The organism is Kitasatospora sp. Ki12 (genome assembly GCF_054601375.1).
The window spans coordinates 674,562-695,897 of sequence record NZ_BAAIHT010000001.1 but is presented as its reverse complement, the minus strand read 5'-3'; the positions used below and the strand labels follow the sequence as shown (position 1 = coordinate 695,897).

Sequence of the window (21,336 nt, the reverse complement as noted above, 5' to 3'; positions counted from 1 at the left end):
AGCCGGGCGTGAAGCCGGGCAATTGAGCCGGGCGTGAGACCGGTGCCGGGGGCGCTCGCCGAGATGGCGGGCGCCCCCGGTTTCGCGCGTCGTCCTCAGGCCCCCCGGCTCGGCCGTTCGGCGACCAGGTAGCGGAACACGTTCTCCATCCGTACCGAGCCGTCCGCGCGCAGGAACGGCTGCAGCGCCTCCTCCAGCTCCTTGGCCACCAGCGAGGCGCCGGAGAACTCCTCGGCCGCCTCGAACAGGCCGGTGGAGAGCAGGCCGCGCACCGCGCTGTCCAGGTCCGGGTAGGCGAACGGGCAGCCCACCCGGCCGCTGCCGGCCGGGCGCAGGCCGGCCGGGGCGAGCAGGTCCTCCAGCGTCCCGGGCGCGCTCAGCTCGAACGGGTCGCGCGCGGTGGTGCGGCCCGCCATCCGCCGGGCCACGTCCAGCACCGGGGCGCTCTCGCAGCGCTCCGGCGGGCCCCAGGCGGCGAGCACCACGTGCCCGCCAGGAAGCACGTGCCGGGCGGCCTCGGCCACCACCGTGCCGGGCTCGGCGGCACCCGGCAGCTGCTCGAAAACCGTCACCAGCGAATGGGCCGGGTGGGGGACGGCGGCGGCCGTCCTGGCCCCGGCGCACACCCGAAGCCGCCGTCCGCGGGCCAGCTCGCGCAGCTCCTCGCGCGGCTCCTGCCCGGAGACCTGGGCGCCCCGGCCGGCCGCGAGCAGCAGGGCCAGTCCGGCCCGGCAGCCCAGGCCCAGCACGCTGCTCGCCGGGCCGACCTCCAGCCGGTCGTAGACCGCCTCGTAGAGCGGTACCAGCATGCGTTCCTGGATCTCCGCCCAGTCGCGCGCCCGCGCGGGGCCGGTGGCCCCGGGCCGCGGGTGGTGCGCGCGTGCGCCGGTCGGTCGTACGGTCGTGCCGGTCGTCCGAGCTGAAGCCATCGCGGCCTCCCATCCGGTCCTTCGGTGTGCTGCTACGGCTCCCCCAAAGTCCCGCCCCACTCCAGCGAACAGCGGGTCGGGCCCGGCGTCCAGAGGGGTGCAGGGTGGTGCGCGCGTGTCGCGGTGGTGCGCCCCCCGTTCGACGGGCCGGGTCCGCCCCCTGTTCCGCCGCCCGGTCGGGGGCCGGGGCCGTGGCGCGGTCGGCGGCCCGGTCGGCGGTTCGGTCGGCGGCTCTCGGCGGGTGTGATACCGATTCGAAGTCAGGGGGTCGCTCCCCGTACCATTCGCCCCATGGCTAAGGCACCCGTTCTCACCCCTCAGGCGGAAGACTTCCCGCGCTGGTACCAGGACCTCATCAACAAGGCCGAGCTGGCCGACAACGGTCCGGTGCGCGGCACCATGGTCATCCGACCGTACGGCTACGGGCTGTGGGAGCGGATGCAGCAGGAGATGGACGCGCGCATCAAGAAGGCGGGCGCGCAGAACGCCTACTTCCCGATGTTCATCCCGCAGTCCTACCTGACCAAGGAAGCCGAGCACGTCGAGGGCTTCGCGCCCGAGCTCGCGGTGGTCACCCACGGTGGCGGCAAGCAGCTGGAGGAGCCGGTCGTCGTCCGGCCGACCTCCGAGACGATCATCAACGAGTACTTCTCGAAGTGGGTGCAGAGCCACCGCGACCTGCCCCTGCTGATCAACCAGTGGGCCAATGTGGTCCGTTGGGAGCTGCGCCCGCGCGTCTTCCTGCGCACCACCGAGTTCCTCTGGCAGGAGGGCCACACCGCCCACGCCACGTACGAGGACGCCCGCGCGTACGCGTCGATGATCCACACCCAGGTCTACGGCGACTTCATGACCAACGTGCTCGGCATCGACGTCGTGCTCGGCCGCAAGACCGCCAAGGAGCGCTTCGCCGGCGCCATCAACACCCTCACCCTCGAGGGCATGATGGGCGACGGCAAGGCGCTGCAGATGGGCACCAGCCACGAGCTGGGCCAGAACTTCGCCAAGGCGTTCAACACCACGTACCAGCTGCAGGGCGCCGAGCGCGAGTACGTCTGGCAGACCTCCTGGGGCGTCTCGACCCGCATGGTCGGCGGCCTGATCATGTCCCACGGTGACGACAACGGCCTGCGGGTGCCCCCGCGCCTGGCCGCCGTCCAGGCCGTCGTGCTCGCGATCAAGGGCGACGACGCGGTCATCGCCAAGGTCCGCGAGATCGGCGCCCAGCTGGAGGCCGTCGGCATCCGCGTCGTGGTCGACGACCGCACCGACACCCCGTTCGGCCGCCGCGCCGTCGACTGGGAGCTCAAGGGCGTTCCGCTGCGCATCGAGGTCGGCCCGCGCGACCTGGAGAACGGCACCGCGATGCTGGCCCGCCGCATCCCGGGCGGCAAGGAGCCGGTCGCCATCGACTCCCTGGCCGCGCTGCTCCCCGGCATCCTGGAGGAGGACCAGGCGCTGCTGCTGCGCCAGTCCCGCGAGCGCCGCGAGTCCCGCACCGTCGACGTCAAGACCATCGACGAGGCCATCGAGGCCGCCGCCACCGGCTGGGGCCGGATCTCCTGGGCCGACCTCGGCGCGGAGGGCGAGGCCAAGCTGGCCGAGCAGGGCGTCACGGTGCGCTGCATCGTCGCGGCCGACGGCTCGGTGCCGGCGACGGACGACCAGGACGGCAACATCGCGATCGTCGCCCGCGCGTACTGACGTCCGCGGGTAGCGGTCGGATGCGGGTTCCCGGTTCGGATCCGCGTCCGGTTCCGGGCCGTTCCGGGCTGCTTACGGGGCGTTCCGGGCCGTTCCAGGGTCGGTTTCGCGGCTCTTCCGGAGCGCTTCCGCGATCCCGGGATGTCCGCCGGATGTCTGTTACCTGCAGGTAATGACCGTCCGCGGCGACATTTGCCCGGAATGCGGGCGGGTAAGAATCCGGTAACTCTTCCGGGGGACTCCCGGCGGTGGACATCCCTACTGGCCGGTCAACTCCCGGTATTAACGGAATAGCGGTACGGTGTACGGCCCGTGGCCCTGTCAATCAGGCAGGACCGCGGGCCGTACGTCTTGGGGGCGACAGCCCGCCCCTCGGGCGGAATTTCGACAGGCCCGCCGACTCTGCGACGGGCCGAAACCGGCAGGGGGTTGGTCTTGCGTCAGATCCGGAGCGTGCATTTCGCGCGCGGCCATGCATTCCTGGGAGTTCCCTGTGAATTCCCGGAGATCGGGAACATGCGGAACATCGGCTCGCACTCCATCGTTGGTCTAGCGTGAGCACGACACAGCCCCTCGTTCTCGCGGCCGAACTGGCCGCCGCCTGGAGTGACATCCAGGCCTACCACCAGGACCTCCCCGACCTGGCCTCGCCCGAGGCCCTGATCGGCGAGTCCTCCTCGGCCTGTGGGACGCGGCTCGGTTTCGAGCGGCTCCTCCACGAGGCTGCCCATGGTCTGGCCGCGGCCCGGGACATCCGGGACACCTCGCGGGCCGGCCGCTACCACAACCGGCGCTTCCTGATGCTCGCCTCCGAGCTCGGTCTGGCGCACCCGGTCGAACCGCACGCGAGTAGCGGCTTCTCCCAGGTGACCATGCTCAAGGAGACCCAGGAACGCTACGCCGGCACCATCGAGCGCCTGGACCGCGCCCTCGGCGCGCACCAGGAGGCGGTGGCCGGCGACGGCGCGACGCGTGCCTTCCGCGGCCCGGCCGCCCGGCACGGCTCCTCCGGGGGCGGCGTCCGGGTCAAGGCGGTCTGCGGCTGCGGACGCAACGTCCGGGTCGTGCCGTCGGTGCTCGCGCAGGCGTCCATCGTCTGCGGTGCGTGCCAGCAGCCGTTCAAGATCGCGTAAGCGGTCGACGACCGGCGGCCGCTGTGCGGGCAGCGGCCCGGCCGGAGCGAGCGGTACGGCAGGTATCCGCCGAGCACGTACGGGCCGCGCGACGGGACGGTCGCGCGGCGAGATGGCACGGCGGGCAGCGCGGTACGGCCCGGCGGCAACAGCAGGACAGCGGTAACAGCAGGACAGCGGTAACAGCAGGACAGCGATAAACGGCAGCGCAGTACGACGGTCAGTCCGTGGGTTGGACCGGGGGCGGGGGCTCCCGGTCGGACCCTGATCGCCACCCGGCCCGGCCCTGACGCCCCCGGTCGGGACCCTGATCACCCCCGGGGTCCGCGTGCGGGCGGCTCGCGCCGGTATGGCAGAATGGACAGCTGAGTACTCGGCAGCCGAGCAGGACCCCTCTCTCCTACGGCTGGCGTGTCCCCTGAACGGTCCGCCCCGCAACCCCACGCGGAGGCGAGCCCGCTCACCCACGTCAACACCAGGAGAATCCACTCCCGTGGCAGTCAAGATCAAGCTCAAGCGTCTCGGCAAGATTCGCTCCCCGCACTACCGCATCGTCGTCGCCGACTCGCGCACCAAGCGTGACGGTCGCGCGATCGAGGAGATCGGCATCTACCAGCCGACCTACAACCCCTCGAAGATCGAGGTCGACAGCGAGCGCGCCCAGTACTGGCTGTCCGTCGGCGCCCAGCCGACCGAGCCGGTGCTCGCCATCCTGAAGCTGACCGGCGACTGGCAGAAGTACAAGGGCCTGCCGGCCCCGGCCCCGCTGCTGGTCGCGGAGCCCAAGGTCGAGGACTTCTCGCACCTGTTCGCGAAGGCCGTCGCCGGCTTCGAGGACGCCACCACCGGTGTCGCCATCACCCCGAAGGCCAAGAAGTCGGACAAGGTCGAGGCTGAGGCCGACGCCGCCGTCGAGGCCTGAGCGTGATCGAGGACGCCCTCGACCACCTGGTGAAGGGCATCGTCGAGCACCCCGACGAGGTGCAGGTGCGCTCGCGCAACCTGCGTCGGGGGAACACCATCGAGGTGCGAGTGCACCCCGATGACCTCGGCAAGGTGATCGGCCGGGGCGGCCGCACGGCTCGCGCTCTGCGCACCGTGGTCGGCGCCCTCGGCGGTCGCAACGTCCGGGTCGACCTGGTCGACGTGGACAACATCCGCTGACGTAGCTGCTCGTTCAGCCGTCAGGGCTTGGGGCCGACCGGGACGCATGTCGTCCCGGTCGGCCTTTCTCGTTTCCCGCACCACCCCACTCCCCGCACCGCCCCACTCAGGAACTCCAGGAGAACGATCACCGTGCAGCTCGTCGTCGGCAAGATCGGCCGTGCCCACGGCATCAGGGGGGACGTCAGTGTCGAGGTCCGCACCGACGAGCCGGAGCTCCGGCTCGGCCCGGGTGCCGTCCTGCTCACCGACCCCGGATCGGCCGGGCCGCTGACCGTCGAGTCCGGCCGGGTGCACAGCGGCCGGCTGCTGCTGCGCTTCGCGGGCGTCAAGGACCGCAACGCGGCCGAGGCCCTCCGGGGCACCCTGCTGATCGCCGAGGTCGACCCGGAGGAGCGCCCCGACGACCCGGAGGAGTACTACGACCACCAGCTGATCGGCCTGGACGTGGTGCTGCTCGACGGCACCCTGGTCGGTGAACTCACCGAGGTCCTCCACCTGCCGTACCAGGACCTGCTCACGGTGGAGAAGCCCGACGGGACGGAGGTGCTCGTGCCCTTCGTCACCCAGATCGTGCCGACCATCGACCTGGAGAACCAGCGCGCGGTGATCACCCCGCCGCCCGGGCTGATCGACCCGGAGCAGGCCGACGTCGCCGGCACGTCCGCGGCCGAAGGAGCCGAGGGCGCGGAGGGTGCCGAGGGCCCGGAGGAGTCGGAGTGACCGTCGAGGGGAACGGCGGCGTGCAGGCCGGTGAGGTGCAGGCGGGTGACGCGCAGGCGGGTGGCGTGCAGGCCGGTGGGGTGCAGAGCGGCATGCGGATCGACGTCGTCTCGATCTTCCCGGAGTACCTGGAGCCGCTGAACATCTCGCTGGTCGGCAAGGCCCGGGCGCGCGGCCAGCTGGACGTGCACGTCCACGACCTGCGCGAGTGGACCCACGACGTGCACCGCACGGTGGACGACAGCCCGTACGGCGGCGGCCCCGGCATGGTGATGAAGCCGGAGCCGTGGGGCGAGGCGCTGGACGCGGTGGTCGCCGGCGGGCCCGAGGGTGAACTGCCCACGCTGGTCGTGCCGACCCCGAGCGGGCGCCCGTTCACCCAGGAGCTCGCCCAGGAGCTGGCCGGCCGCCCCTGGCTGGCCTTCACCCCCGCGCGGTACGAGGGCATCGACCGCCGGGTGATCGAGGAAGCGGCCACCCGGATGCCGGTGGTCGAGGCCTCGATCGGCGACTACGTGCTGGCCGGCGGCGAGGTCGCGGTGCTGGTGATGGTCGAGGCGATCGCCCGGCTGCTGCCCGGGGTGCTCGGCAACGCCGAGTCCCACCGCGACGACTCCTTCGCGCCCGGCGCGATGGCCGACCTGCTGGAGGGCCCGGTGTACACCAAGCCCGCCGAGTGGCGCGGCCGGACCGTGCCGGACGTGCTGCTCAGCGGCAACCACGGCCGGATCGCCCGCTGGCGGCGCGAGCAGGCCTTCGCCCGCACCCTGTCCAACCGGCCCGACCTGGTCGAGCGCTGGCAGTACGGCTCCTTCGACAAGAAGGACCGGGAGGCGCTCAGCATCCTCGGTCTCGCCTGGGACGAGCGGCTCGGCCGATTTCGGTCCGCGGCCGGTGATGTGGAAGAATAGGCCGCTGCTGTCTGTCGCTGGTCCCCTCCCGTAGGGGGCACGTGGACCGGCGCCCTCGCCACGGGGGGATCGTCGTCAGCCGATGCGGCCCGCAGCAAACCCCATTGTGACGACTTTCCGTGGGCGGCCCGTGGCGCCTGCGATGGAGAGCACCATGAGCAACAAGCTCGCTGCTGTCGACGCGGCCTCGCTGCGTAGCGACATCCCGGCCTTCCGCGCCGGTGACACCCTGAAGGTTCACGTCCGGGTCATCGAGGGCAACCGCTCCCGTGTCCAGGTCTTCCAGGGCGTTGTCATCCGCCGCCACGGCGCCGGCATCGGTGAGACCTTCACCGTTCGCAAGGTCAGCTTCAACGTCGGCGTGGAGCGCACCTTCCCGGTGCACACCCCGGTCGTCGAGAAGATCGAGGTCGTGACCCGCGGTGCGGTTCGCCGCGCCAAGCTGTACTACCTGCGTGACCTCCGCGGCAAGGCCGCGAAGATCAAGGAGAAGCGCGACCGCTGATCCACCGACCCCCGGCCTCGCCGGGGGACCGGAGTTCTTCGGGGGGCCGAACGGCCGCACGGTAAGCTCACCCCCCGATGAGCACGCACGAACCACCCGCGGACCGCGACGGCAGTCCCGCACCGACCGGTGCGGACTCGCTGTCGCGGTCCGCGGTCGTTTCCGGAGTGGGTTCCGGGGTCGCTTCCGGTGCCGCCGCCGAGAGCCCGGAGCGGGGCCGTGAGCGGGCTGGCGATCGGGACAGTGAGCCGGCCGGCGACCGGACCGGCGACCGGGCCGGCGACCGGGCCGGTGATTCCGTTGGTGATCCGGTTGCGGATCCGGTCGGCGATCCGGACGAGGCCGAGGGCCCGGAGCAGGAGGACCAGGAGTCCGGCCGGCCCGGCCACTCGCGCTCGCGTGACCTCCTGCTGTTGGTGGGGATCTGCCTGGCGGCCCTGCTCCTGGTGAACGCCTTCGTCGCGCGCCCGTTCTCGGTGCCCTCCGGGTCGATGGAGGACACCCTGCGTCCGGGCGACCGGCTGATCGCGAACCAGTTGGCGTACGCCTTCGGCGGCCACCCCCAGCGGGGCGACATCGTGGTCTTCGACGGGACGGGCTCCTTCCTGCGGGAGTCGGCGAAGCCGACCGGCTTCTGGGACGGCGCTCGGTCGCTCGCCCGGGACCTCGGGCTGGCCCCGGCCGGGGACACCCTCTACGTCAAGCGCGTGATCGGGGTCGGCGGGGACCGGGTGACCAGCACCGGCCCGGGGGCGCCGATCACCGTCAACGGCGTGCCGGTGGACGAGACGTCCTACCTCTCCCCGGGGGACGACCCGTCGAGCGTCGCCTTCGACGTGGTGGTGCCGACCGGTGAGCTGTGGGTGATGGGGGACCACCGCAGCGCCTCCAGGGACTCCCGCGACCACCTCGGCGAGCCGGGGGGCGGCTTCGTGCCCGAGGAGAAGGTGATCGGCCGGGCGGACTGGGTGGTCTACCCGTTCTCGCGCTGGACCGGTCTGGACCGGCCGGCGGCCTTCGCCGTGACTGCGGGGACGGGTGGTCATGGGGACCAGAGGTAGAGGGCGGCTCGCCGACCGCCCGTCCCGCGAGCCGGCCCGCCCGCGGGCGGGTGGCACGGGGTCGGGTAGCACTGGCGAGGGTGGCACGGGCGCGAGTGGCGCCGATCGCGGCACGGAGGGCGCCGGCCCCGGGGCGGAGGGCACCGGTCCCGCCGCGGTCCCGCCCGTGCGCGGCCGGGCCGATCGTCGTCGCAGCGCCCGACGGGCGGCCCGTCGGCGCAAGCGGTCGCTGGTGCGCGAAGTGCCGCTGATCATCCTGGTCGCCCTGTTGGTGGCGCTGGTGATGAAGACCTTCCTGATCCAGGTGTTCGTGATCCCCTCGGGCTCGATGGAGCAGACCATCCGGATCGGCGACCGGGTGCTGGTGGACAAGTTGACCCCCTGGTTCGGCAGCGAGCCGCAGCGCGGCGACGTGGTGGTGTTCAAGGACCCGGGCGGCTGGCTGGAGAGCGACCGCAAGCGCTCCGACGACGGCCCGGTGCTGGGCGGGGCCAAGCACGTGCTGACCTTCGTCGGGCTGCTGCCGTCCGACAACGAGCAGGACCTGATCAAGCGGGTGATCGGCGTCGGCGGGGACACCGTCGAGTGCTGCGACGCTCAGGGGCGGCTCAGCGTCAACGGCCACCCGGTGGACGAGACCTACCTCGCGCCCGGCAACCCGCCGTCCCGGCAGCCCTTCAAGGTGAAGGTGCCGAAAGGCCGGCTGTGGGTCATGGGCGACCACCGGGACGTCTCCGCCGACTCCCGCTTCCACATGGGCAATCCGGGCCAGGGCACGATTCCGCTGAGCGGCGTGGTCGGTCGCGCGTTCGTCATCGCCTGGCCGCTGGACCGCTTCCATCAACTCGATGTGCCGGGTTCACTCTCCTCTCTCGCCCCGGCTCCGCAGGCCGGTGGAACTGCCGCGGAATCCGTGGGCGTTGGGCCGGTTCCGATGGAACCCCCGCTCGTTATGGGTGTGTTGGGCATCCTTCCGCTTGTCGTACGCCGGCCGGGGCGGCCTCCGGAGTGAGCCTCGCAGGCCGCTGACCGGCCGGGCCTCGCGTGTGGGACCGCGAGCCGGATGCCCTGGAGTGATAGAGAAGTGCAGGTGCGGCCGGGAGTGGTCCCGGCCGTGCGCCGAGGCTGTGCTGGTGTCAGGGGAGCCCGCGGTGGGCAACCCTGATGCGTTCATGGTCGTGGCGAGCGTGGTGCCCGCTGTGCGGCACTCTGAGCGCGGGCGCGCGGGCGTCCGCACAGCAGGGAGGAGACGTTGTGGGGGATTTGGTGATCGGCGCCCGCTCGGGCGCCGGAGAGCCCGAGGGCCCAGGCCGTCGGGCGGCCCGGTCCGCCGAGCCGTCGGCGCCCTCGGCCGCGGTCGACGACGCCGCGGCCCAGACCGCCGACGAGCAGGGCACCGGGGCCGAGGACTCGCCGGAACCCTCGCACCCGGAGACCGGGCCGGCGGACGGGTCGGAGTCGGATGGGCAGGCCAAGCCGCGCAAGCAGCGCTCCTTCTGGAAGGAGCTGCCGATCCTGATCGGCATCGCGCTGATCCTCGCGCTCGTGATCAAGACCTTCTTCGTCCAGGCGTTCTCCATTCCGTCGGAGTCGATGCAGAACACGTTGCAGGTCGGCGACCGCGTCCTGGTGGACAAGCTGACCCCGTGGTTCGGGGCCGAGCCCGAGCGTGGCGAGGTCGTGGTGTTCCACGACCCGGGCGGCTGGCTGAACGACGAGCCGACCCCGCAGAGCAGCAACTCCTTCGTCCGTGGTGTGCAGGACGTGCTCAGCTTCGTCGGCCTGATGCCCTCCGCGAACGAGAAGGACCTGATCAAGCGGGTCATCGCGGTCGGCGGGGACACCGTCGAGTGCGAGGGCGAGGGACCGGTGAAGGTCAACGGCGTCGCGCTCAACGAGCCGTACGTCTACCAGGGCAACACCCCCTGCGGTGACCACCCCTTCGCGCCGGTCAAGGTGCCCGAGGGCCGGATCTGGGTGATGGGCGACCACCGCGCCAACTCGCTGGACTCCCGCTTCCACATGGACCAGCCGGGCGGTGGCACCGTTCCGGTGGACAACGTGATCGGGCGCGCCTTCGTGGTGGCCTGGCCGATCGACCACTGGTCGACGCTGCCGGTGCCGGGCACCTTCGACCAGAAGGGGCTGGCGGCGGCCGCGCCGATGGCGCCCCCCGTGGCCGGTGCGGTGGGGGCCGTCGCGCTGCTCCCGCTGGTGCGTCGGGTGCGGGGCCGGAAGGAGCGCCGGCAGGAGTCCTGAGCTCCACCGGATCGTCCCCGACCCTTGCGCGGGCCGTGGTACCGACGAGTAATCTGCTCGGACGTGCCACGGCCCGTCGGCATTCCCGCCGGTGCCTCCGGCGTGCCAGTGGTGTTCTCCGGTCGGCCAGAGGTGGACGGTGACGATGAGCAGTGTCGTGGAGCAGACGGCCGATCACCCGGTCGCGCCCGCCCGTGAGCGCCGTCGGCCCGCCGCGGTGCTGCAGGGCGTCGCGCTGGCGCTCGGGCTGGTGCTGATGATCGGCGGGTTCGCCCTCATCGCGATCGACTACCGGCCGTACAACATCCCCACCCCCTCGATGCACCCGACGCTGCAGGCCGGGGACACCGTGCTCGCCCGCAAGACCGACGGCGCGGCCGTCGGCCGGGGCGACGTCGTGGTCTTCCGGGACCAGGCCTGGGGCGGCGAGCTCATGGTCAAGCGCGTGGTCGCGGTCGGCGGGGACACCGTCGCCACCACCGGGGACAACCGTCGGCTGACGGTCAACGGACAGCCGGTCGACGAGCCCTACCTGGCGACGCAGGGCCGCCAGGGCGAGTCGTTCAGCGTGACGGTGCCGCAGGGCCGGCTGTTCCTGCTCGGCGACAACCGGGTCGGCTCGCTCGACTCCCGCACCCACCTGGAGGCCGACGGCGGGACCGTCCCGGCCGACGCCGTCGAGGCCAGGGTCGAGGCCACCCTGAAGCCCTTCGGCCGGACGGGCCTGCTCGACCGGAGCACGGCCTTCGACGCCTTCACGGGGCCGAAGGCGTCGCAGCCGGGCCCGCTGGAACCCGCCGCCTACGCCACCGTCGCCGGTGCCGCCCTGATCCTGCTGACCTCGGCGGTCGGCGGGGTGGCGCGCCTGGCCCGCCGACTGCGCCGGGGGCGCAGCTCCTGAACGGGGCCGTCGCGGCGCGGGCCGCTCTGCCGAACATCGCCCCGGACGGCCGCGCCGGGTGGCAGGATCGGTAGCACCACCGATGCGGACGGAAGGAGCGTGGAGCGCTGCCATGACAGCACAGCGTCGCCGGGCGGCGCGGATCCTGCTGCTGGACGGGCTGGACCGCATCCTCCTCTTCCTGGGCGCCGACCCGGCAGTCCCCGGGGAGACGTGGTGGTTCACGCCCGGTGGCGGCTTGGAAGCGGGGGAGGACGTGCGCGAGGCCGCCGAGCGGGAGCTCGCGGAGGAGACCGGCTTGCGAGGTGTGGACCTGGGGCCCTTGGTGGCGTACGGCACGGTGTCGTTCTCCTTTCGGGGACAGCGCTACGAGCAGGAGCAGTGGTTCCACCTGGCCCGGACCACGGACACGGGGCTGGACCACTCGGGAATGGGCGCGGACGAGCACGCCCAGCTGCTGGCGGTGCGCTGGTGGACGGTCGAGGAACTGAGGGGGACCGCCGAGACGGTCTATCCGGCCGGCCTGGCGGAATTCCTGGAACGGCTGCTGGTCGAGGGCCCGCCGGTGGAACCGGTACGGCTCTGACCGTGGGTGCGGTGGTCCACAATGGGTGGACGTGACAATTGAGGGGACGCCTGGATGAGTGCCGAAGATCTCGAGAAGTACGAGACCGAGATGGAGCTCAAGCTCTACCGGGAGTACCGGGACGTCGTCGGCCTGTTCAAGTACGTGATCGAGACCGAGCGACGGTTCTACCTCACCAATGACTACGAGCTGCAGGTGCACTCGGTCCAGGGCGAGGTGTTCTTCGAGGTGTCGATGGCGGATGCGTGGGTCTGGGACATGTACCGGCCGGCCCGGTTCGTCCGCAAGGTCCGGGTGCTGACCTTCAAGGACGTGAACATCGAGGAACTCGCGAAGAGCGATCTGGAGCTGCCCTCGGACGAGTCCGGCTTCGGGAACTGACGTTGGACGACTCCGTACCGCGTTGTCCAGCCGAATATCGCGGGAGCGGGGTCTCTCACCCCTGCGGGTGACAGAAGTTCTCCGCAGATCCGAGTTATCCACAGGCGAAGGGAATTTCCGGGCCGCGACGTGCGCGGTGGGGCAGCCTCCTCGGCGGAGGTGGTCACCATGCAGCACACCGTCGTGCAGGACCAGGCCGTACCGAACGCGGCCGCGCCGGCCGGTGCAGTGCCGGCCGTGGCAGTACCGGACACGGCCGCACCCGGGAAGAAGCCACGGGCGGTCCCGGACCGCAACACCAGGACCGGACTCGGCCGCTACGGGGAGCGGGTCGCCGCCCGCCGCCTGACGGAGGCCGGGCTCCGCATCCTGGACCGCAACTGGCGCTGCGTCGAGGGCGAGCTGGACATCGTCGCCCTCGACGGCGACACCGTGGCGGTCTGCGAGGTGAAGACCCGCTCCGAGCGGGGCTTCCAGCAGCCCACCGAGGCCATCGACCAGGCCAAGGCCGCCCGGCTGCAGCGCCTGGCCGAGCGCTGGATGGCCGAGCGCTGGCCCGGCCACTTCGCCCGGCTGGCCGGCGCAGACGAGGACGCGGCGCCGACGGATCCGCACTGGCCCCCCGCCCCACCGGGCGGGGTGCGGATCGACCTGGTCGCCGTGGTCAACCGGGCGCGGGGTGCGGCCCTGGTCGACCACCTGCGGGGGGTGGTCTGAGATGGCCTTCGCCCGTACCTGTTCCGTCGCACTGGTCGGTGTCGACGGGGTGGTCGTCGAGGTCCAGGCCGATCTGGAGCCCGGGGTGGCCGCGTTCACCCTGGTCGGCCTGCCCGACAAGGCGCTCACCGAGGCCCGTGACCGGGTCCGCGCCGCACTGGTCAACAGCGGCGAGGTCTGGCCGCAGCGCAAGCTGACGGTCGGCCTCAGCCCCGCCTCGGTGCCCAAGAGCGGCAGCGGCTTCGACCTCGCGGTGGCCTGCGCCGTGCTGGCCGCCGCCGAGCGGCTCGACCCGTCGTCCATCGCCGACCTGCTGATCATCGGCGAGCTGGGGCTGGACGGCCGGGTGCGGCCGGTGCGCGGGGTGCTGCCGTCGGTGCTGGCCGCCGCGGACGCCGGCTACCAGCGGGTCGTGGTCGCCGAGCAGACCGCTCCCGAGGCCTCGCTCGTTCCCGGGGTGACGGTCATCGGCGTCCGCAGCCTGCGCCAGCTGGTCGCGATCCTGACCGGCGCGACGCCGCCGGAGGAACCGCCGGATCCGATCGGCGGCCGCCCGGATCCGCTGATGGCCGGGCTGATGCTGCCCAGCGCGAGCGTGCGGGGTCTGCCCGACGACAAGGCGGCCCGCCTCGACATGGCCGACGTGGCCGGTCAGTACGAGGCGCGGCGGGCCCTGGAGATCGCCGCCGCCGGCGGGCACCACCTCTATCTGAAGGGGCCGCCGGGTGCGGGCAAGACCATGCTGGCGGAGCGGCTGCCCGCGCTGCTCCCGCCGCTGACCCAGAAGGAGGCGCTGGAGGTCACCGCCGTGCACTCGGTGGCGGGCCTGCTCCCGGCCGGGCGCCCGCTGATCGACACCGCGCCCTACTGCGCCCCGCACCACTCCACCACGATGCCCGCGATCGTCGGCGGCGGCAGCGGCCTGCCGAGACCGGGCGCCGTCTCGCTGGCCCACCGGGGCGTGCTGTTCCTGGACGAGGCGCCGGAGTTCCCGGTCCGGGTGCTCGACGCGCTGCGCCAGCCGTTGGAGGCGGGCGAGGTGGTGATCGCCCGCTCGGCAGGGTCGCTCCGGCTGCCGGCCCGCTTCCTCCTCTGTCTGGCCGCCAACCCGTGCCCGTGCGGGCGGTACTCACGGCGGGGCGAGGGGTGCGAGTGCACCCCGGCGATGGTCAGCCGCTACCAGGGGCGGCTCTCCGGGCCGCTGCTGGACCGGGTCGACCTCCAGGTGCAGGTCTCGCCGGTCACGAGGGTCGAACTCATGGAGCGGGACGCCTCGGCGGAGACCACCGAGACCGTCGCCGCCCGGGTGCTGGCCGCACGGGAGCGAGCGGCGGCCCGGCTGGCGAACACCCCGTGGCGGACCAACGCGGAGGTGCCGGGCCACGAGTTGCGCACGCGCTGGCAGCTCGCGTCCGGCGCGCTCAACGACGTCGCGCGCCAGCTGGAGCGGGGGCTGCTGACCGCCCGGGGCCTGGACCGGGTGCTCCGGGTCGCCTGGACGGTCGCCGACCTCGCCGGACGCGACCGGCCGGACCAGCGGGACATGCGCACCGCCCTGGTCCTGCGGACCGGGGTGGAGCACGGGCTGCCGTGGACCGAACGGGTCTTCGGTCGGCTCGGAGGCATCCCGGCCCAGCGCAACGGCTCGCCGGACGACGGTCGGCCGGACGACGGCCGGCCTGGGCGTGACGAACCTGCGGAGAACACGGAGGGCGAGGCATGAACCAGCTGTTGCGGCACCCGCGGACAGACGGTGACGTCGGGGCCGGGGTCGGGCCCGGGCCCGCCGGAGGGCCCGCGGTCGGAGCCGGCACCACCGGCACCACCGGCGCCTCCGCGGCGCCCGACGCCGAGCGCGTCGCCCGCGCGCTGCTCAGCCGTCTCGGCGAGCCCGGGGACGCGGTGATCGGTCGCTGGCTCGCCCGGCTCCCCGCCGTCGACGTGGTCGAGGCGATCCGGACCGGGGCGGTCCCCGACCACCCCGGGCTGGACGCCGCCCGGCTGAGCGGGTACCAGGCGAGACTCCCGGGGCCGGACCCGGAGACGGACCTGAAACGGGTACGGCACGTCGGTGGCCGGTTCATCATTCCGGGGGACACGGAATGGCCCAGCCAACTCGATGATCTGGGCGACGGACGGCCCATCGGGCTCTGGACGGTCGGCACCGGCTCGCTGCGGCTGCTCGCGCTCCGCTCGGTCGCGATGGTGGGCTCCCGCGCCTGCACGGCCTACGGCGCCCACGTCGCCGGGGAGCTGGCGGCCCAACTGGCCGAGCGCGGTTGGGTGGTGGTGTCCGGCGCCGCCTACGGGATCGACGCGGCCGTCCACCGCGGGGCACTCGCCGTCGGCGGGATGACGGTCGCGGTGCTCGCCTGCGGAGTCGACGTCGCCTACCCGAAGGGGAACGCCGAGCTGATCAGGCGGATCGGCGTCCAGGGCCTGCTGGTGAGTGAACTCCCGCCGGGGGAGCACCCGAACCGCTTCCGCTTCGTCCTCCGCAACCGGGTCATCGCGGCGCTCACCCGCGGCACCGTGGTGGTCGAGGCGGCCGTGCGCAGCGGGGCCCTGAGTACGGCCAGACGGGCGCGGGACCTCAACCGCCACACCATGGGTGTCGCCGGCCCGGTGACCTCGGAGCTCTCGGCCGGGGTGCACGCCCTGATCCGCAGCGGCGGCGCCACGCTGGTCACCGACGCGGCCGAGATCACCGAGCTGATCGGGGCGATCGGGGACGATCTGGCCCCGCAGCGCAGCGGTCCGGTCCTGCCGCGGGATCTGCTGGAGCCGCCGGTGGCCAGGGTGCTGGAGGCCGTACCGGCGACGGCGGAGGGTGCGCCGGTCGAGCGGTTGGCCCGACAGTCGGGGCTCCCGCCGGACGAAGTGCTCCAGCGGCTCTACGAGTTGAGCTCGCTCGGCTACGTCGAGCGACACGGCGCGCACTGGCGCATGGTGCGGAGGAGGTGAGTGTCAGGACGGAGAACGAGTGTGCGCCCTGGGAGGGCGTGTCCGGACCGCCCGGCTGACCTGCTGATCCGGTTCTTCCGCTCGCGTGGCCGGATCCGGTGAGTGAACGCCACCGGATCGGGGGACGACCGAGTGGCGGTAGCGCTTTGCAGTGAGTCGGTCACGCTACGCTCCACATGCCTTCCCTATCAGCACATGACTCGGCAGAACGGCGCAGACCAACGCATGCCCACACACATTCCCGGACACAGAGTGACCGGTGGCGCTCGGTCCTCGGGAGGGCCGCGGACCGAGCGGCGCCCGGCAACGGAGTTCCCGCCCAAGCCGGCGGGGACGATGGGCGGCCTGTCGCGCCAGGGCGGCCGGCCGACGGTGGTGCCAGGCCAGCCCGCCGACGCGGCCCGGGGCGCGGAGGCGGACGGTGCCGCCGACGCACCGACCGACGCGCACGCAGACGCGCACACCGGCGTGCTCACCGACACGGCGGCGGTCACGGCGGCGGACGCGCCCCCGGCCACCTCCGCCGGCAGGCCTGCCGACCCTTCCGCCGGTACTCCGGTCGGCACTCCCGTCGGCACCTCCTCGGACACGGCCGCCGGCACCTCCGCCAGCACGGCCGCCAACACCCCCGCCGGTACCTCCGCCGACCCGGGGCAGGCCGGCCGGGGCGCCGTGGCCCAGGGGCGCAGCGCGCTCGAAGAGCTCTGGCGCTCCTACAAGGAGACCGGCGACCAGCGGCTGCGCGAGCAGCTGATCCTGCACTACTCACCGCTCGTCAAGTACGTGGCGGGGCGGGTCGGGGTCGGTCTGCCCTCCAACGTGGAGCAGGCGGACTTCGTCTCCTCCGGGGTCTTCGGACTGATCGACGCGATCGAGAAGTTCGACATCGGTCGCGCCATCAAGTTCGAGACCTATGCGATCAGCCGGATCCGCGGCGCGATCATCGACGAGCTGCGCGCCCTGGACTGGATCCCGCGTTCGGTCCGGCAGAAGGCGAAGGCGGTCGAGCGGACGTACGCGACGCTGGAGGCCCGGCTGCGCCGGACGCCGCACGACCCCGAGGTCGCGGCCGAGATGGGTATCGCGATCGAGGACCTGCACGCCATCTTCAGCCAGCTGTCGCTCGCCAACGTGGTGGCCCTGGACGAGTTGCTCCACCCGGTGGGGGAAGGCGGCGACCGGCTGAGCCTGATGGACACCCTGGAGGACCACGGCGCGGACAACCCGGTCGAGGTGGCCGAGGACCGCGAGCTCCGCAGGCTGCTGGCCCAGGCCGTCAACACCCTCCCGGAACGGGAGAAGACCGTGGTGACGCTCTACTACTACGAGGGGCTCACCCTCGCCGAGATCGGGCAGGTGCTGGGGGTGACGGAGAGCCGGGTGAGCCAGATCCACACCAAGTCCGTCCTCCAGCTGCGCGCCAAGCTCTCGGACATCCGGTAGCGCGCCGGTCCGGGAGTCGGTAGCCGGCAACCGGTGACCGGCCGTCGACAGCCGGGCGCTCGCCGGCGCGGGCCGGACCCGCCCGGTGGGGCCGTGCTCCCGTTCGGATGCGCGGCGCCGTTCCGGCCGTGGGTAGGGCTCCGTACAGTGGGAGCGTGCCGAAGATCCGAGCGGCCACGGTGGCCGAGCATCGCCAGCTGCAGCGGGCAGCCCTCCTCGACGCTGCCCGCGTTCTGCTCACCGAGGGCGGCAAGGAGGCCTTGACCTTCCCCGCGCTCGCGGCGCGCACCGGGCTGGCGCGCTCCTCGGTCTACGAGTACTTCCGCTCCCGCGCCGCCGTGGTGGAGGCGCTCTGCGAGGTGGACTTCCCGCTCTGGGCGGCCGAGATCGAGGCCGGGATGGCGAGCAGGGACACCGCCGCCGAGCGGATCGAGGCGTATGTCCGGGGCCAGCTGGCGCTGGCCGCCGACCCGCGCCACCGCGCGGTCGTGGCGATCTCGGCGCTGGAACTCGACGAGGCCGCGCGGGAGCGGATCCGGGCGGCGCACGGCAGGCTGGCCGGTCTGGTCGTCCAGGCGCTGGAGGACCTGGGCCACGAGCAGCCCAGGCTCGCCGCGGTGCTGCTGCAGGGGGTCGTGGAGGCGGCGGTCCGTCGAGCGGAGCAGGCGGCCTCGGGTGGCCGGGCAGGCCGGGCCGGCTGCCTGTCCGAGAACCCCGAGGAGGTCGCGGACGCCGCTGTCGCTTTCGCGCTGCACGGCCTCAGTCGGGCGTGACGGTCCGCTCGTCCTCGGCTGGGCCCGGGCCCAGCGGCAGCAGTCGTGCCCGGCCCGCGCCGAACAGGGCCAGCGGGTCCAGGTAGCGGCCGCCGCGCAGCAGCCCCCAGTGCAGGCAGTCGCGCCCGGCGCAGTGCCGCCCGTCCGGGGCGAGCCGTCCGATCACCTGCCCGGCGGCCACCGCGGTGCCGACCGGGAGGACGCCGGTGACGGGCAGGTAGGTGGTCCGCAGCGGGGGAGAGCCCGAGCCCGGGTGGGAGACGGTCACCACCGGGCGCCCCGCCACCTGCCCGGAGAAGACGACCACCCCGGCTGCCGCCGCCCGTACCTCCGCCCCGGGAGCGGCGGCGAGGTCCACGCCACGGTGCCCGGCGGCCCAGGGCTTCGCCGGCGGCTCGAAGCGCTCCAGGACCCCGCCGGGCCCACCCACCGGCCAGGCTCGCGCAGCCCCGGAACCACCACCCCCGGACCCGCCCACGCCCACACCGCCCACACCGACGCCGCCCACGCCCACACGGCCCACGCCGGAGGCCCCCGCCGCCCCCGGCGCGCCGAGCGCGCCGACCGCCCCCAGCACCCCCGTCGCCACCCCCACGGCGACCAGCCCCCGAACCCCGACGAACCACGCGCGAGCACCCATGCGCGAAGGCTCGCCGCTCCGGCGCCCCCGCACCACCCACATCGGGACTCCTGTGGACAAACCGTCCCCGCGCCGGAACCCCGTCCCCCGGACGGGTGTACGGGTGCCGCCATCCGGTGTACAAGCGGCATACCAGAGACCGGCCGCGGGCAGGCAGCCCGTCGGAGCCCGCCGCTCCCCAGCCGTCGCCGGGAGCCGCCGTCTCCCCGCCCGTTCCGGCCGTTCCCAGGCTCTTCCCAGGTCCCCGGAGGGTCTCCGGCCGCTCGTGAAGTCGCCCGCCGCTCGGCGCTTCCCGTACACTTCACACGCGACCCGGTCCGCCGGGTCGACTTCGCACGCCCCGCCACCGGTGGTCGGACGCGGTTCGTCCGCAGCCCCGCCAGGTGCGAGTGCCGCTCGGTCCGCCGAGCCCGACCGGCCCCTGGCCGACCGGGCAGAAGCGGCTCGGCACGTTCGGGGCGTCAGGCGTGGCTGTCACCTGGCCGCCACGGACAAACCGAGAATGACCCGGCTGTGAGCGTCGCTCGCAGAGCTGCCGCCGCCGGGCCGTAACACCTGAGGAGCACGGCAATGGCCGTCGTCACGATGCGGGAGCTGCTGGAGAGCGGCGTCCACTTCGGTCACCAGACCCGCCGCTGGAACCCGAAGATGAAGCGCTTCATCATCACCGAGCGCAACGGCATCTACATCATCGACCTCCTGCAGTCGCTGAACTACATCGACCGCGCCTTCGAGTTCATCAAGGAGACCGTTGCCCACGGCGGCAGCGTCCTCTTCGTCGGCACGAAGAAGCAGGCCCAGGAGGCCATCGCCGAGCAGGCCACCCGCGTGGGCATGCCCTACGTGAACCAGCGCTGGCTCGGCGGCATGCTGACCAACTTCTCGACCGTCTACAAGCGCCTGCAGCGCCTGAAGGAGCTCGGCGAGCTGGACTTCTCGGATGTGGCCGGTTCCGGTCTCACCAAGAAGGAGCTCCTGGTCCTCCAGCGCGAGCACGACAAGCTGGAGAAGACCCTCGGCGGTATCCGCGACATGCAGCGCGTTCCCAGCGCCGTCTGGATCGTGGACACCAAGAAGGAGCACATCGCGGTCGGCGAGGCCCGGAAGCTCAACATCCCGGTCGTCGCCATCCTCGACACCAACTGTGACCCGGACGAGGTCGACTACAAGATCCCGGGCAACGACGACGCGATCCGCTCCGTCACCCTGCTGACCCGCGTGATCGCCGACGCCGTCGCCGAGGGCCTGAAGTCCCGCGCCGGTGTCGCCAAGGGCGACGTCAAGGCCGAGCCGGGCGCCGACCAGCCGCTGGCCGACTGGGAGAAGGACCTCATCGAGGGCGAGAAGAAGGCCGAGGAGGCCCCCGCCGCCGCCGAGGCCCCCGCTGCCGCTGAGGCCGCTGCCGAGGCGCCGGCCGTCGAGGCCCCCGCCGCCGAGGCCCCGGCCGAGCAGGCCTGACGTACCAAGGGTGAGGGGCGCCCGCCGGTACGACACCGGTAGGTGCCCCTCTCTCCCGCGCCGGGACCGAACCATCGGTCCCGGCGCATCCCCACGCAGACACGCGAGACGCGAGAAGAGATTCACACCATGGCGAACTTCACCGCCGCGGACGTCAAGAAGCTCCGTGAGCTCACCGGCGCCGGCATGATGGACTGCAAGAAGGCCCTGGACGAGGCCGAGGGCAACGTCGAGAAGGCCGTCGAGCTCCTGCGCATCAAGGGCCAGAAGGGCGTTGCCAAGCGCGAGGGCCGTGACGCCTCCAACGGCGCCGTCGCCGCGCTGATCGCCGAGGACAAGAAGTCCGGCGTTCTGGTCGAGCTGAACTGCGAGACCGACTTCGTCGCCAAGGGTGACAACTTCGTCAAGGTCGCCGACGCCATCGCCGCCCACGTCGCCAAGACCGCCCCGGCCGACCTGGACGCCGCCCTGGCCTCCGAGATCGAGGCCGGCAAGACCGTCCAGCAGTTCGTGGACGAGGCCAACGCGACCCTGGGCGAGAAGATCGTCTTCCGCCGCTTCGCCCAGTTCGACGGTGACGGCTTCGTCGCGGTCTACCTGCACAAGACCAGCCCCGACCTGCCGCCGGCCGTCGGCGTCCTGGTCGAGCTGGACAAGGAGAACGCCGAGGTCGCGAAGGACGTCGCGCAGCACATCGCCGCCTTCGCCCCGAAGTACCTGTCCCGCGAGGACATCCCGGCCGAGGACATCGAGAACGAGCGCCGCGTCGCCGAGGCCACCGCTCGCGAGGAGGGCAAGCCGGAGGCCGCCCTGCCGAAGATCGTCGAGGGTCGCGTCACCGGTTTCGTCAAGGAGTTCTCCGTCCTGGAGCAGGCCTTCGCGAAGGACAACAAGAAGACCGTCGCCAAGGTCCTCGAGGAGAACGGCGTCACCCTCAAGCGTTTCGCGCGTTTCCGCGTCGGCGCCTGAGCCACGTTCCACCTGGTCCCCGGCCCCCTTACGCTGGGAACCGCCCCCGCCCGCTGACCGGGGCGGGAGGAACGCCGAACGGGCTCACCCAGCGCCAACCGTCCACGGGCGGGCT

At 72.8% G+C, this 21,336-nt stretch carries 22 protein-coding genes; 20 read left to right on the top strand and 2 right to left on the bottom strand.

Features of this window, described 5'->3' with window-relative positions:
• Positions 1 to 95 precede the first annotated feature (95 nt).
• Positions 96 to 929 (bottom strand): class I SAM-dependent methyltransferase, encoded by an 834-nt coding sequence (locus ACYP53_RS02955; protein ID WP_189923535.1) that lies wholly within the window; start codon positions 927 to 929, stop codon positions 96 to 98.
• 291 nt (positions 930 to 1,220) lie between these two features.
• Here ACYP53_RS02955 and proS point away from each other — a divergent pair, with 291 nt between their 5' ends.
• The 18 genes from proS (at position 1,221) to ACYP53_RS02865 (ending at position 18,154) form a co-directional block, all read left to right on the top strand.
• On the top strand, positions 1,221 to 2,633 hold the full coding sequence (proS, locus tag ACYP53_RS02950) for a proline--tRNA ligase (protein ID WP_189923537.1): 1,413 nt from the start codon (positions 1,221 to 1,223) through the stop codon (positions 2,631 to 2,633).
• A 554-nt stretch (positions 2,634 to 3,187) separates the two neighbouring features.
• Positions 3,188 to 3,766, top strand: a complete 579-nt coding sequence (locus ACYP53_RS02945) for a hypothetical protein (protein WP_189923538.1) — start codon at positions 3,188 to 3,190, stop codon at positions 3,764 to 3,766.
• A gap of 493 nt (positions 3,767 to 4,259) precedes the next feature.
• Positions 4,260 to 4,688: a 30S ribosomal protein S16 gene (gene rpsP / locus ACYP53_RS02940; RefSeq protein WP_189923540.1), complete on the top strand. Its 429-nt coding sequence runs from the start codon at positions 4,260 to 4,262 to the stop codon at positions 4,686 to 4,688.
• Between the two features lie 2 nt (positions 4,689 to 4,690).
• Entirely contained in the window at positions 4,691 to 4,930 is a 240-nt protein-coding gene (locus ACYP53_RS02935; protein ID WP_030056773.1) for an RNA-binding protein, read from the top strand.
• A 132-nt stretch (positions 4,931 to 5,062) separates the two neighbouring features.
• The gene (rimM, locus tag ACYP53_RS02930) at positions 5,063 to 5,653 is read left to right on the top strand and encodes a ribosome maturation factor RimM (RefSeq protein ID WP_189923542.1); all 591 of its coding nucleotides are present in this window, start codon (positions 5,063 to 5,065) and stop codon (positions 5,651 to 5,653) included.
• A gap of 92 nt (positions 5,654 to 5,745) precedes the next feature.
• Positions 5,746 to 6,564, top strand: a complete 819-nt coding sequence (trmD, locus tag ACYP53_RS02925) for a tRNA (guanosine(37)-N1)-methyltransferase TrmD (protein ID WP_189923621.1) — start codon at positions 5,746 to 5,748, stop codon at positions 6,562 to 6,564.
• Positions 6,565 to 6,718: 154 nt separating this feature from the next.
• Positions 6,719 to 7,069, top strand: coding sequence for a 50S ribosomal protein L19 (gene rplS / locus ACYP53_RS02920; RefSeq protein WP_030306736.1), 351 nt, complete (start codon positions 6,719 to 6,721; stop codon positions 7,067 to 7,069).
• A gap of 77 nt (positions 7,070 to 7,146) precedes the next feature.
• Positions 7,147 to 8,130: a signal peptidase I gene (lepB, locus tag ACYP53_RS02915; protein ID WP_459646571.1), complete on the top strand. Its 984-nt coding sequence runs from the start codon at positions 7,147 to 7,149 to the stop codon at positions 8,128 to 8,130.
• Between the two features lie 232 nt (positions 8,131 to 8,362).
• Complete coding sequence (lepB, locus tag ACYP53_RS02910) at positions 8,363 to 9,142, top strand: signal peptidase I (protein ID WP_308437641.1); 780 nt, start codon at positions 8,363 to 8,365, stop codon at positions 9,140 to 9,142.
• A gap of 242 nt (positions 9,143 to 9,384) precedes the next feature.
• Positions 9,385 to 10,389, top strand: a complete 1,005-nt coding sequence (lepB, locus tag ACYP53_RS02905) for a signal peptidase I (protein ID WP_459646570.1) — start codon at positions 9,385 to 9,387, stop codon at positions 10,387 to 10,389.
• A gap of 145 nt (positions 10,390 to 10,534) precedes the next feature.
• The gene (gene lepB / locus ACYP53_RS02900; protein WP_459646569.1) at positions 10,535 to 11,290 is read left to right on the top strand and encodes a signal peptidase I; all 756 of its coding nucleotides are present in this window, start codon (positions 10,535 to 10,537) and stop codon (positions 11,288 to 11,290) included.
• A 112-nt stretch (positions 11,291 to 11,402) separates the two neighbouring features.
• On the top strand, positions 11,403 to 11,876 hold the full coding sequence (locus ACYP53_RS02895) for an NUDIX hydrolase (RefSeq protein WP_189923553.1): 474 nt from the start codon (positions 11,403 to 11,405) through the stop codon (positions 11,874 to 11,876).
• A 54-nt stretch (positions 11,877 to 11,930) separates the two neighbouring features.
• The gene (locus ACYP53_RS02890) at positions 11,931 to 12,257 is read left to right on the top strand and encodes a DUF2469 domain-containing protein (protein WP_030056781.1); all 327 of its coding nucleotides are present in this window, start codon (positions 11,931 to 11,933) and stop codon (positions 12,255 to 12,257) included.
• A 168-nt stretch (positions 12,258 to 12,425) separates the two neighbouring features.
• Positions 12,426 to 12,974 (top strand): YraN family protein, encoded by a 549-nt coding sequence (locus ACYP53_RS02885; RefSeq protein WP_189923555.1) that lies wholly within the window; start codon positions 12,426 to 12,428, stop codon positions 12,972 to 12,974.
• Position 12,975: 1 nt separating this feature from the next.
• Complete coding sequence (locus ACYP53_RS02880; protein ID WP_459646568.1) at positions 12,976 to 14,697, top strand: YifB family Mg chelatase-like AAA ATPase; 1,722 nt, start codon at positions 12,976 to 12,978, stop codon at positions 14,695 to 14,697.
• Entirely contained in the window at positions 14,694 to 15,938 is a 1,245-nt protein-coding gene (gene dprA / locus ACYP53_RS02875; RefSeq protein ID WP_189923565.1) for a DNA-processing protein DprA, read from the top strand. The genes ACYP53_RS02880 and dprA overlap by 4 nt, the downstream gene beginning before the upstream one ends.
• A gap of 672 nt (positions 15,939 to 16,610) precedes the next feature.
• Complete coding sequence (gene whiG, locus ACYP53_RS02870; protein WP_189923623.1) at positions 16,611 to 17,381, top strand: RNA polymerase sigma factor WhiG; 771 nt, start codon at positions 16,611 to 16,613, stop codon at positions 17,379 to 17,381.
• A 179-nt stretch (positions 17,382 to 17,560) separates the two neighbouring features.
• Positions 17,561 to 18,154: a TetR/AcrR family transcriptional regulator gene (locus ACYP53_RS02865; protein WP_189923625.1), complete on the top strand. Its 594-nt coding sequence runs from the start codon at positions 17,561 to 17,563 to the stop codon at positions 18,152 to 18,154.
• Here ACYP53_RS02865 and ACYP53_RS02860 read toward each other — a convergent pair.
• Positions 18,141 to 18,794, bottom strand: coding sequence for a peptidoglycan DD-metalloendopeptidase family protein (locus ACYP53_RS02860; protein WP_459646567.1), 654 nt, complete (start codon positions 18,792 to 18,794; stop codon positions 18,141 to 18,143). The two genes, ACYP53_RS02865 and ACYP53_RS02860, sit on opposite strands and share 14 nt — an antisense overlap.
• A 570-nt stretch (positions 18,795 to 19,364) precedes the next feature.
• Here ACYP53_RS02860 and rpsB point away from each other — a divergent pair.
• Both rpsB and tsf read left to right on the top strand, forming a co-directional pair.
• Positions 19,365 to 20,252 (top strand): 30S ribosomal protein S2, encoded by an 888-nt coding sequence (gene rpsB / locus ACYP53_RS02855; RefSeq protein ID WP_189923569.1) that lies wholly within the window; start codon positions 19,365 to 19,367, stop codon positions 20,250 to 20,252.
• 129 nt (positions 20,253 to 20,381) lie between these two features.
• A complete protein-coding gene (gene tsf, locus ACYP53_RS02850; protein WP_189923571.1) occupies positions 20,382 to 21,221 on the top strand; it encodes a translation elongation factor Ts in 840 nt (279 codons plus the stop codon).
• Positions 21,222 to 21,336 lie beyond the last annotated feature (115 nt).